This window comes from Paraburkholderia sp. BL10I2N1 (assembly GCF_004361815.1).
Lineage (GTDB): Bacteria > Pseudomonadota > Gammaproteobacteria > Burkholderiales > Burkholderiaceae > Paraburkholderia.
In genome coordinates, this window is record NZ_SNWA01000002.1 from 925,570 (window position 1) to 937,708 (window position 12,139).

10 protein-coding genes and 1 pseudogene are annotated in these 12,139 nt (G+C 58.8%); 6 read left to right on the forward strand and 5 right to left on the reverse strand.

What is annotated here, in order from left to right; all coding sequences use genetic code 11:
• The first annotated feature begins 424 nt into the window (after positions 1-424).
• The 5 genes and pseudogenes from B0G77_RS26160 (at position 425) to aspA (ending at position 6,238) form a co-directional block, all read left to right on the forward strand.
• Positions 425-1,447 (forward strand): IS30 family transposase, encoded by a 1,023-nt coding sequence (locus tag B0G77_RS26160; RefSeq protein WP_133664922.1) that lies wholly within the window; start codon positions 425-427, stop codon positions 1,445-1,447.
• Between the two features lie 32 nt (positions 1,448-1,479).
• A pseudogene (locus B0G77_RS26165) lies at positions 1,480-1,785 on the forward strand (LysR substrate-binding domain-containing protein); the annotation flags it as partial.
• A gap of 180 nt (positions 1,786-1,965) precedes the next feature.
• Positions 1,966-3,255 (forward strand): dicarboxylate/amino acid:cation symporter, encoded by a 1,290-nt coding sequence (locus tag B0G77_RS26170; RefSeq protein ID WP_133664923.1) that lies wholly within the window; start codon positions 1,966-1,968, stop codon positions 3,253-3,255.
• Complete coding sequence (locus B0G77_RS26175) at positions 3,252-4,733, forward strand: amino acid racemase (RefSeq protein ID WP_133664924.1); 1,482 nt, start codon at positions 3,252-3,254, stop codon at positions 4,731-4,733. The genes B0G77_RS26170 and B0G77_RS26175 overlap by 4 nt, the downstream gene beginning before the upstream one ends.
• Before the next feature lie 86 nt (positions 4,734-4,819).
• Positions 4,820-6,238, forward strand: a complete 1,419-nt coding sequence (gene aspA / locus B0G77_RS26180) for an aspartate ammonia-lyase (protein WP_133664925.1) — start codon at positions 4,820-4,822, stop codon at positions 6,236-6,238.
• Between the two features lie 139 nt (positions 6,239-6,377).
• Here aspA and B0G77_RS26185 read toward each other — a convergent pair whose 3' ends face one another.
• From B0G77_RS26185 to B0G77_RS43460, 4 genes are all read right to left on the reverse strand, one after another.
• Positions 6,378-7,580, reverse strand: a complete 1,203-nt coding sequence (locus B0G77_RS26185) for an amino acid aminotransferase (RefSeq protein WP_133664926.1) — start codon at positions 7,578-7,580, stop codon at positions 6,378-6,380.
• 167 nt (positions 7,581-7,747) lie between these two features.
• Positions 7,748-9,130: an amino acid permease gene (locus B0G77_RS26190; protein ID WP_133664927.1), complete on the reverse strand. Its 1,383-nt coding sequence runs from the start codon at positions 9,128-9,130 to the stop codon at positions 7,748-7,750.
• A 125-nt stretch (positions 9,131-9,255) separates the two neighbouring features.
• Positions 9,256-10,329, reverse strand: coding sequence for a 4-hydroxyphenylpyruvate dioxygenase (gene hppD, locus B0G77_RS26195; protein WP_133664928.1), 1,074 nt, complete (start codon positions 10,327-10,329; stop codon positions 9,256-9,258).
• 114 nt (positions 10,330-10,443) lie between these two features.
• Positions 10,444-10,599 (reverse strand): hypothetical protein, encoded by a 156-nt coding sequence (locus B0G77_RS43460; protein ID WP_166656275.1) that lies wholly within the window; start codon positions 10,597-10,599, stop codon positions 10,444-10,446.
• 127 nt (positions 10,600-10,726) lie between these two features.
• On the opposite strand from B0G77_RS43460, the gene B0G77_RS26200 reads away from it, so the two are divergent.
• The gene (locus tag B0G77_RS26200) at positions 10,727-11,200 is read left to right on the forward strand and encodes an Lrp/AsnC family transcriptional regulator (protein WP_133664929.1); all 474 of its coding nucleotides are present in this window, start codon (positions 10,727-10,729) and stop codon (positions 11,198-11,200) included.
• Positions 11,201-11,283: 83 nt separating this feature from the next.
• Here the strand turns inward: B0G77_RS26200 and B0G77_RS26205 are convergent, their stop codons facing one another.
• Positions 11,284-12,039, reverse strand: coding sequence for an SDR family NAD(P)-dependent oxidoreductase (locus B0G77_RS26205; protein ID WP_133666873.1), 756 nt, complete (start codon positions 12,037-12,039; stop codon positions 11,284-11,286).
• Between the last annotated feature and the right edge of the window lie 100 nt (positions 12,040-12,139).

A 12,139-nucleotide genomic window follows, 5' to 3' on the forward strand; every position in this document is an offset into this window, starting at 1 on the left:
CCGGTTTATATCGCCCCGTGCCTCAGGGCCGCACAAGATTGGTCGAACACAGGACCTCCCAGGTTCCTGGGGAATCCATCCTCGTACCTTTGCCCTGCTCTCAGACCCCAGTCGGCCTGGCGAGCCTCACCATTACGGCTCACACAGTGCAGTCCCCAGTATTTGAAAAGTGAAGACACCAACGGTTACTTCATATCGAGGCTCAATCACACGGCTTAAGTACCCGCTGCCTACGCTTCAAGTAGTGCGTTACCGCACTCGCATGCAAGGCTTGCTTCCGGCTGGTGGTTAGCCTTTGCCGGGAGGGAGTCGAACCCTCTGGATTCCAATGACTGGTTTCCGTCACATGACTTCCTCCAATCCCAGGCTTCGCCTGGCGCTATCAAATCTGAAGTGCAACACCTGTTTCGTATAAGGTGTTGCGATGCACGAAAGAACTCAGTATCAACAACTTCAGCCTGAAGAGCGCTTGACCATTGCAAGTCTGCATTTGCAGGGTTCGAGTATCCGGGCCATGGCCCGGATACTCGGGCGCTCGCCAGCCACCGTTAGCCGTGAACTGGCGCGAAACAGCTTGCCTGCTGGCTACGCGTCCGTGTCGGCCGAAGCGCTCAGTGCCGCACGCCGCAGCGCGGGTCGCGGCCCCACAAAGCTTTGCCTGCAAAGCGTCTGCTGGCGCATCGTTCTCACCCTGCTCGAGTGGAAATGGTCACCCCAGCAGATATCGGGCACACTGAAGCGCATGTATCCGACCGACCCGACCCAGCAGGTTTCGCACGAAACCATCTACACGGCCATCTATGCCCAGCCGCGCGGCGAACTGCGCCGTCAGCTCATTGCCTGCCTGCGCCATGGCCACAGCACGCGTATGCCGCGTACACGGGGCACAGACCGGCGTGGACAGATTCCCGACATGGTCAGCATTCATGTGCGGCCGCCCGAAATCGAAGACCGGTTGATGCCTGGACACTGGGAAGGCGACTTCATCAAGGGTGCCGGCAACCAGTCTTCAGTAGGCGTTCTGGTCGAAAGGACCAGCCGCCTGGTGCTGCTCGCAAAGATGGAAGACGCCACCGCCGCTTCAGCACTGGCGGCCTTCTCCGCCAAACTCAATTCGATTGCCGAGCCATTACGGCAGAGCTTCACCTACGACCAGGGCAAAGAAATGTCGCGGCATAAAGAACTCACCGCCGCGACCGGCGTGAAGGTGTACTTCTGCGACCCGCACAGTCCATGGCAACGCGGCACTTGTGAAAACACCAACGGCCTGCTGCGCCAGTATCTGCCCAAAGGCACAGACCTTTCGGTCTACAGTCAGGACGAACTCGACGCCATTGCAGACAGTCTGAACAGCCGGCCTCGCGCGACTCACGCCTTCCATTCGCCATTCGAGGTCTTCGCCGCGACCCTTGCTTCAGCAAGTCAACCTCAAGGCTCTAAACATTAAACCCGCTGTTGCGCTTCACTCTTGAAACCGCCAGCTATTTCGGCCGCTGTCTTGCGCTACTGTTGGGTCGCGCCGAGGCTACGCCGGTTTTGCGCCTTCACTACGAGTCCGACATGGCCGAGGTCCTCAAAAAGCTGGTCATGGAAGGCGAAGGGGTCGCATGGCTTCCCAAAAGCTCCATCGCCGCCGAGCTTGATGCGGGAGAGCTGGTTGCCGCTGGCAGGCCAAACTGGAATCTCGAAGTCGAGCTTCGCGTGTATCGGGATGCCTCGAATCGAAGTGAGTTTCTGGACACGCTCTGGCGGCACCTTCGGGCCGCTTCGCAGCCCTCCGAATAGGGTTATCCCACGTTATGCGAAATTCGCATGACCATATGCCGGACTAGCATCGAAGTTTTTTTGACCATCCCTACTATCCGTCCATACGCAGCAACGTCGCCTGGCCAACGGCGTTTTTGCCCTCTCCCCGCGTACGGTGGTCGCGTCTGACCTTTGTGCGCTTCCCTCGGACGGATGGAAATGAAAAACCGCCTCACGCTCTATATTCTCGTCGGCATGGTGCTCGGCGTGATTGTCGGCTACATATGTCATCGGACGGTCGGTGACGCCGCCGAAGCGAAGACCATCGCAGGCTACTTCTCAATCATCACCGATATCTTCCTGCGGCTCGTGAAGATGATCATCGCGCCGCTCGTCTTCGCCACACTGGTATCCGGCCTTTCCGGAATGGAGGGCTCAAGCGATGTGCGCAGAATCGGGCTCAGGTCAGTTGGATGGTTTGTGTGCGCATCCCTTTTTTCACTCGCGCTTGGCCTCGTTCTGGCGAATCTTCTGCAGCCCGGCGCGGGGTTGCATATGGTTCAGACGAACGCCGATGTGGCCACCGGCCTCAACACCGCTGGTCTGAACTTCAAGGACTTCGTGACGCATGCGTTTCCGACCAGCATCATGGATGCGATGGCTCGGAATGACATCCTCCAGATCCTTGTCTTCTCCGTGCTGTTCGGCGTTGTTCTGAGCGTCATCAAGACGGACCCGCGTGTGGCGCCGCTGATCGCTGGCGTGGACGCTCTCGTTCCTGCAATGCTGAAGCTGACCGACTACGTGATGCGACTCGCACCCGTGGGTGTGTTTGGCGCGCTTGCCGCTGCGATTACCGTACACGGCCTCGATGTATTGATGACATACGGCAAGCTCATCGGCAGCTTTTATGTCGGTCTCGTACTGCTGTGGACTGCACTCATTCTTGTTGGCTATGCATTTCTCGGTAGACCCATCTGGGCGCTATTGAAGGCCATCCGGGAACCGGCAATGCTCGCGTTTTCGACTGCCAGCAGTGAGGCGGCTTATCCGCGTCTCACCGAGAAGCTGGAAGAGTTTGGTGTTGACAAGAAAGTTGTCGGCTTCACCCTGCCGCTCGGATATGCGTTCAATCTCGACGGCTCAATGATGTACCAGGCGTTCGCTGCGATTTTTATCGCACAGGCATTCGGCATCGACATGCCTCTGAGCGCGCAAATCACCATGCTGCTGGTGCTGATGCTGAGTAGCAAGGGCATGGCGGGCGTCGCAAGAGGCTCGGTGGTCGTGGTCGCCGCTGTCGCCCCGATGTTCCATCTGCCGCCGTCGGGAGTCGTTCTCATCCTTGCCATCGACCAGATTCTCGACATGGGCAGAACAGCGACAAACGTGATTGGCAACAGCATCGCCACGGCGGTTATCGCAAAGTGGGAGGCAAAGCGGGTCCCCACGCGACAGGAAGCGAACGTTGAAACAGTGTTCGGCCAACTTCAAGGCGAGACGAAATGACGGCCGGAAACTTCAAGAGCGAGCGCAAGTTCGGTGTGGTCGGTGGTCTCGGGCCGTTGGCTAGCGCGGACGTCTTTTTCAAGCTCGTGATGTCGACTCCTGCAACCAGCGATGCAGAACACTTCGATGTGGTCTTCGAGCAGCATCCCTTCCGGAGTTCAGGCACGGGCAGCGAAGCGACGACGCAAAGAAAACTCCATATTTTCGACATGATTAACGGCTTTGAGAAGCGAGGCGTGACGACTGTTGTGCTGCCTTGTTTCCTCAGCCATACCTTCATTGACGAGTTGAAAGCCAACTCGCCGTTGCAGATTGTTGACATGGTCGAGGCCGTTCGCAGCCACGTTCGAAGGAAGTTCCCAGCAGTTCGTCGCGTGGGCGTGCTGGCCTCGGACTACACCCGAGGCAGGAGGCTATTCGAAAAATATTTCTCGGCATCCGAATTCGAGGTTGTTCATCCACGACTGCGCGACAACGTCGACCTCGTCACGGAAGCCGTTTATGGACCAGACGGCGTAAAGAGCGGAAACCTTCGTGGTCGTCCAGTCGAGCTTCTGCGCGAAGCGTGCGAGGACCTTATCGCACAGGGCGTAAATATCATCGTGCTAGGCATGACAGAGATTGCACTCGTCGCGGATGAAATCGGCCCACTGCGCGTCCCGATGGTTGATTCGAATCTCGCGTATGCGCAATACGTCGTTTCGGGGCAGTACGGTTCGGCCGAAACAGTCTTCAAGGTCGGGGTAGTCGGCGGCGTTGGCCCCTTGGCTACCGTAGATTTCATTCAGAAGATAGTGCGCAGCACGCCCGCAAAAAGGGATCAGGACCATATCAAGCTCCTGGTCGAGCAAAATCCGCAGATTCCCGACCGGACAGAAAGCCTGATTGGCGATGGCCCCGACCCTACCGTCTCTCTTTACGCGACATGCAAAAGGCTTGAAGCGGGTGATGCGGACATCATCGCCATCCCGTGCAACACAGCTCATGCCTTCGTCGAACGGATTCAGCCCTATCTCAACATACCGATTGTGAACATGCTGACGGTCACCGTTCGCTATCTTCGCGAGACGTTTCCCGCGCTTCGCGCAGTTGGCGTGCTGGCAACCTCCGGAACGGTCGCAAGCCGGGTCTACGAAAAGGCGCTCGAGTTGCAGGGCCTACATCAGGTCGTACCCGGACCCGCCTTGCAGACACGCGTCATGGATGCCATTTATGGCAAGGAAGGTGTAAAAGCCGGGTTCACGACCGGGCGATGTCAGGACGATATTGCTGCCGCAGTGGATGGACTTATCGCTCAGGGCGTTGAAGTCATCATCCTTGGATGTACGGAGCTACCGCTACTTCTTCCGCATAAGGAATTCGTGGGCGCGAACGGCACCCTCGTCAGTCTGGTCGACCCCACCGATGTACTGGCGAGACAGTGCGTGACGTACGCAACTTCAGCGGCGGAATTGCCGCATCGCAATGCAGCTGGTTAACACGAAAACCCCCATGACGGTCCCGACGCATCAAGAGCGCCGGGTGACGCAGTTCGTCCATCGAATCCAGTACCAACGAGGAACCTATGCTCGCGCCCACTGAACGTATCGAACACGACCTTCTCGGCGACCTCGCCGTGCCCGCCGCAGCCTGTTACGGCATCCACACGTTGCGTGCGCTCGAGAACTTTCCCATCACCGGAATTCCCATCTCGACTTACCCCAACCTCATCAATGCGCTGGCGAGCGTAAAAGAGGCTGCCGCGCTGGCGAACCGTGAACTTGGGTTACTCAGCGAACTCAAGACGCAAGCCATCGTTGAAGCATGCAGGCAAGTCCGTTCCGGCGCCGCACACGACCAGTTCGTGGTCGATGTCATTCAGGGCGGCGCGGGAACCTCGACGAACATGAACGCGAATGAAGTTATCGCCAATCTTGCTCTTGAACATCTTGGACATCAGCGAGGCGAATACGCCGTCCTGCATCCGAATGAGGACGTCAATCTTGGGCAAAGTACGAACGACGTCTATCCGACGGCGCTGAAAATTGCGACATACGCGGGAATCATGCAACTGGTCGATGCAATGGCCACGTTGCGCACCTCGTTCGAACGTAAGGCCGAGGAATTCAGGAGCGACCTGAAGATGGGGCGCACGCAACTTCAGGATGCCGTTCCCATGACGCTGGGGCAAGAGTTCAGCACGTTCGCGGTCATGCTTGGCGAAGACGAGGAGCGACTCAAGGAGGCCGCAAAGTTAATCTGTGAGATTAACCTGGGGGCCACTGCCATTGGTACGGGCATCAACACGCACCCTGAATACGCGCAGCTCGCTTGCGGTCACCTGAGCGGCGTGACCGGCATTCCTCTGACGACTTCTCCGAACCTGATCGAAGCAACGCAGGACGTTGGTTCGTTTGTGCAGTTGTCGGGCGTGCTGAAACGGGTTGCGGTCAAGCTCTCGAAAACCTGCAATGACCTGCGTCTTCTTTCGAGTGGGCCACGCGCGGGTCTGGGGGAAATCAATCTGCCGCCCGTACAAGCGGGCTCCAGCATCATGCCCGGGAAGGTGAACCCGGTCATCCCCGAAGTCGTCAACCAGATTGCGTTCGAAGTGATCGGCAACGATGTGACCGTAAGCTTTGCTGCGGAAGCGGGTCAGCTGCAACTCAATGCATTCGAACCCATCATCGCGCACAGTCTTTTCAAAAGCGTCGCCCACCTGCGCGCCGGATGCCTCACGCTCGCTTCAAAATGCATCGATGGCATCACGGCCAATCGGGACCGGCTACGGTCAATCGTCGAGAATTCGATCGGCATCGTGACTGCACTCAATCCATACATCGGTTACACGCATGCTACGGAAGTCGCACGCGAGGCGCTCGCGTCTGGCCGAAGTGTGGCGGAGATCGTGCTCGAGAAGGGTTTATTGAGCCAGATGCAACTCGATGAAATCCTGCAGCCTGTGATGCTGACCAAGCCGAGGAAAGTCGAGCCGGTCGCGTAAGGGACGGCGACTGGGGTGTCGCGTCGGCACCCCGGCTGATGCGAGTCAGGTCTCGCCCGATCCTGCAGATTCCTGTCGCGACGGCTGGGTAACCACGCGTTGTCCGCCGTCTGGGGGATAGTTCTTGAACGATCTGAAGTCAGGCTGCGCTCGCGAGCACCTTCGCGATCGCTTCTGTCACCGGCCCGACGTTCTTCTCGTTCAGGCCCGCTACACACATCCTGCCCGAACGCAAGATGTACACGCCATGTGCTTCGCGCAGGCGCTCGACCTGGTCGGCCGTCAGCCCGGTATACGTGAACATGCCACGTTGCTTGATATAGCGTGACAGCGCCTCGCCGCGCACGTGTTCAAGCAGACCGTCGTGAATGGCAAGGCGCATTCTGGCGATGCGCTGGCACATCGCGGACAGCTCGCTTTGCCATGCGAGAGTCAGTTCAGGCGTGGTCAGCACCCTGGTCACGATTTTCGCGCCATGCGTCGGCGGGTTACTGTAGTTTGAACGCACTGAACCAGTCAGTTGCCCCAGCACGCGTTCGGCCTCGATCGCGCTCTCGCAGATCACGTGCAAGCCGCCGCAGCGCTCGCCGTACAGCGAAAAGTTCTTCGAAAACGAATTTGCCACGAGCGATGGCACACCTCGGTTCGCTAGTTCGCGCACGGCGAAAGCATCGTCATCGAGGCCGGCACCAAAACCCTGATAGGCCATGTCGACAAACGGCAACAACTCGCGCTTTTGCAGTACCGCGATCAGTTGCTCCCATTGCGCGTGGTCCAGATCGACTCCGGTCGGATTGTGGCAGCACGCGTGCAGCAGGACGACGCTGCGTCTCGGCAATGCGTCGATGCCCGCTAGCATGGCGTCGAATCTCAGGCCGCCGGTGGCTTCGTCGTAGTAGGGATAGGTGTTTACCGTCAAACCGGCTCGCTCGAAGATGAAGCGATGGTTTTCCCAGCTCGGGTCGCTGACCCAGACCCGAGCTTGCGGAAAATAACGCTTGATGAAATCAGCACCGACTTTCAGGGCGCCCGAGCCGCCAAGCGTTTGCACGGTGGCGATGCGTCCTTGCGCGCGCGCCGGACATTGCTGGCCGAACACGAGCCCCTGGACTGCGTCGCGGTAGGGGGCGAACCCAGCCATCGGCAGATACGGTTTGGGGCCCGGATCGTTCAGAATCGCTGCTTCGGCTTCGCGCACGGCCTGCATCACCGGCAGGCGCCCGTCTTCGTCGAAGTAGATGCCGATGCTCAGATTGACCTTGTTCTGTCGGGGATCTTTCTGAAAATTCTCGTTCAGGGTAAGGATCGGGTCGCCGGGATAGGCCTCTATATGTTCGAACATGGTGTTTCCTGACAGGATGAGGAAGGGCGGACGGTCGCGACAAGCGGCCAGCCGGCGCCTCTACGATAGCGCCACCGCCGGACAGGGCGCCACACGTCGCCAGTTCGGACCGATGGATGGCGCCCACTTGTACTATTGACGATCGGCAGCACTGCCAGCCGCGCTCATTACGTCGAGATACCGCGGCGCAATACCGGCGCCGCATTCTTTTGCCTGAAACGGTAGGCCACGCCAAGCACGGTCAGCCAGACTGGAATCAGGTACACCGAGATCCGCAGATCCGGGCTGAGGTACATGATAACCAGCACCCCCGTCAGGAACGCCAGGCACAGGTAGTTGGTGAGCGGGTAGCCGAGACTCCGGAACATCGTCGGCTCGCCGGCCTTGCGTTTGGCGTGACGGAATTTCAGGTGAATGATGCTGATCATCGCCCAGTTGATGATCAGGGCCGAGACGACGAGCCCCATCAGCAGCTCGAACGCCTTGCCCGGCATGAAATAGTTGATCACCACGCACGCTGCCGTGGCCAGTGCCGATACGCCGAGCGCAGCGAGTGGAATGCCGCGCCGGTTGACCTTGAGCAGCGCTTGCGGTGCATTGCCCTGCTTCGCCAGACCGTAGAGCATGCGGCTGTTGCAATACACGCCGCTGTTGTAGACCGACAGCGCCGCGGTCAGCACGACGATATTCAGCACATGGGCAACAAGATTGCTGTTCATCGCATGGAAGATCAGCACGAACGGGCTGCCGCCTGTGACAACCTTTTCCCACGGATAAAGCGACAGCAGCACGCCCAACGCACCGACGTAGAAAATCAGGATCCGGTAGATCACCTGGTTCGTCGCGCGCGGAATGCTCTTCGACGGGTTGTCGGCTTCAGCCGCGGTAATGCCAACCAGTTCCAGACCGCCGAACGAGAACATGATCACGGCCATCGCCATGACGAGCCCGCTCACGCCGTGCGGAAAGAAGCCTCCGTGTTGCCAGAGGTTGGCGACGCTCGCCTCCGGGCCGGCCGCACCGGAGATCAGCAAATAGCCGCCGAACAGAATCATGCCGATGATTGCCAATACCTTGACGATGGAGAACCAGAACTCCATCTCGCCGTAGGATTTGACGCTCGTCAGATTGATTGCGTTGATGATCACGAAGAACGCCAACGCGGAGACCCAGGTGGGAATCGCAGGCCACCAATAGTGAATATAGATGCCGACGGCTGACAACTCGGCCATGCTGACAAGAATGTACAGCACCCAGTAGTTCCAGCCCGAGAGGAAACCCGCGAAGGGTCCGCAGTATTTGTTCGCGAAATGGCTGAATGAGCCGGCGACAGGCTCGTCAACGACCATTTCGCCGAGCTGGCGCATGATGAAGAACGCGACGACACCAGCGAGCGCATAGCCGAGCAATACGGATGGCCCAGCCATCCTGATCGTCTGCGCGATGCCGAGAAACAAACCCGTCCCGATCGCGCCGCCAAGCGCGATCAACTGAATATGGCGATTCTGGAGCCCGCGCTTGAGCTCGTCACTTCTATGGTTTGAAACCATGTCTCTTCCTGTCTCCTGCCTTGGGTTAGACCGGCTTGCGTCCCTGACCGGTGCGGGCGCGCCGGGCCGTAGCTGCTTGATGCTCGTGACGTCAGGCAGCGGTTGCCGTCGATGCCGCTGGATGTCTACACCTTGAGCGTGCCCCGCTCGATCTGATCGCGCTCGAGGGATTCGAACAGCGCCTTGAAGTTGCCTTCGCCGAAGCCCTCGTCGCCCTTGCGCTGGATGAACTCGAAGAACACTGGGCCGAGCAGCGTCTTCGAAAAGATCTGCAGCAGCAAGCGCCGCGAACCGCCTTCGGTGCTGCCGTCGAGCAGAATGCCGCGCGACTGCAGTTCCGCCACCGGCTCGCCGTGGCCCGGCAGGCGTTTTTCGAGGCCTTCGTAGTAGTAGTCGTTCGGCGCGCTCATCAACGGCACGCCGGCCATTTGCAGGTTATCGATGACTTCGATCAGGTTATCGGTCAGGAAGGCGATGTGCTGGATGCCTTCGCCGTTGAACGCCATCAGGAATTCCTCGATCTGCCCACTCCCCTTCGACGACTCCTCATTGAGCGGAATGCGGATTTTGCCGTCCGGCGCCGTCATGGCCTTCGAGGTCAACCCTGTGTATTCGCCCTGGATGTCGAAATAGCGAATCTCGCGGAAATTGAACAGCTTCTCGTAGAAACTGGCCCAATGTGCCATCCGGCCACGGTAGACGTTGTGGGTCAAGTGGTCGACGAGGCGCAGGCCGTGGCCAACCGGATGGCGGTCGACGCCTTCAATGAATTCGAAGTCGATATCGTAGATCGACTTGCCCTCTTCAAAACGGTCGATCAGATAGAGCGGGGCGCCGCCGATACCCTTGATCGCGGGCAGACGCAATTCCATCGGGCCAGTTGCGATTTCAATGGGCTGCGCACCCAAAGCCAATGCCCGCGCGTAGGCCTTGTGCGAGTCCTGCACGCGAAACGCCATGCCGCAGGCGCTCGGTCCATGCTCGGCGGCGAAATACGCTGCCGGGCTGTTCGGCTCGCGGTTGACGATGAAGTTGATTTCGCCCTGACGATACAGCAGGACGTCCTTCGAGCGATGGCGCGCCACGAGCGTAAAGCCCAGTTGCTCGAACAGCGGTTCCAGGAGGTTGGGGGTGGGCGATGCGAATTCCACGAATTCGAAGCCCATCAGTCTCATCGGGTTCTCAAACAGATCAGCCATGGTCATGCTCCTTAGGGTGAGAAGCGTTGCTCGCGTTAGACGGCGAACGGCGCGCCGACGTTTCCCCAACAATGGCTGGCTCAATCAGCGCCGGCCGATCAGAACGGTCGCCCCTCACTGAAGAGGCTCGACCCGTTGGGTGCGTCGGCAATGCCGCCGAGGCTCGAACAGGAGTTTCCAGGCATCGACGGAGAAATAGAATTGCGCGAACACGTGGTTGGCGCGCGCCCGCTTGACTTCCCGCACCGCCGAAGTGGCTATCCTGATCATGCGAACTTCGCCTTTCGCAGGCCCTCAGTGTATATTTTGAGCAACAAAATATGATTTCATATGACACACTGGCATACCCTTACTAATGCAATCAAATTTCTCTTAGCCCATGGGTAAGGAAACAAAAATGCAAAATTTCACTCTCGATCGCATCGACCTCCGGCTCCTTGGCGCTTTGCAGGAACACGGACGCGCATCCAACCTCGAACTGGCGGAGGCGATCAAGCTTTCACCTGCACAAACGCTGCGACGACATCGGCGGCTCGAGGAAATGGGCGTGATCAAACGCTATGAAACGCGGCTCGACGCCGAAAGCCTGGGGTTCGGCGTAGTCGCATTCATTCAGGTCACGATGGAGCGCGGGCATATTCGCGACTTGCTGAAATTCAAGGAACTCGTCATGAAGCTGGCACAGATCCAGGAGTGCTTTTCCGTAACAGGCGATATCGACTACGTGTTGAAAGTCGTCGCCCGCGATTTGAAGGCGCTCTCCGAGTTTCTCCTCGACACCTTGATGCGCACTCCAGGTGTGAGCCGCGTGCAGTCGATCGTTTGCCTCGACGAGATCAAAGGGACGAGCGCGATGCCGCTCGAGGCCTGAGCGGCCCAGATTCGTACTGCGCAGAACCGGAGATTGCCCCGGGGGCATTCAAGAACGCATGAATGCCCAATATGGCCTGCAAACTACAGCGTGGCTGTCACTCCGCCATCCACATAAAGAATATGGCCGTTCACAAAGTTCGAAGCGCTGCTTGCCAGGAACACGGCGGCGCCGACGAGATCTTCGACATCACCCCAACGCCGCGACGGTGTCCGTCCAACCAGCCAGTTGCTGAAAGTCTCGTCGTTGACGAGCGCCTCAGTCAACTCGGTCTTGAAGTATCCCGGCCCGAGGCCGTTGACCTGGATCCCGTGCCGCCCCCAGTCGATCGCCATCCCCTTCGTCAACATCTTCACCGCGCCCTTGGTCGCGGTGTAGGCCGCAATGTTGGGACGGCCCAGTTCGCTCTGCACCGAACAGATATTGATGATCTTGCCACGCTGGCGATCGATCATATGTCGCGCCACCGCCTGTCCGACCAGGAACACACTGTCGACGTTGGTCTTCATCAACTCCTGCCATTGCTCATGGGAAAACTCTTCGAGCGGTGCACGACGCTGCATGCCAGCGTTGTTGACGAGAATGTCGATTGCACCGATTTCGCGCTCGATATCGGCGATCGCCGTTGCGACCTCGTCGGCCGACGTCACGTCGAAACTTGCGGCATGGACGGTCGCCCCCTCATCGCGCAAACGGCTGACAGCCTGCGCCAGCCTGGCCTCGCTGCGGCCATTCAGAATGACTTCAGCGCCGGCGCCGGCCAGGCCTTTTGCGAGCGCGTAGCCGATGCCGGTACTCGACCCCGTGACCAAAGCTCGACGCTCCGACAGATCAAACATCTGCAGATTGCTGTTCAACTCAACCTCTCCTCGACTCCAGTTCGTCCGACTTCGACCCAGCACCACCCGGTGCACCCAACCATTGCGTGAAATCTCTCAT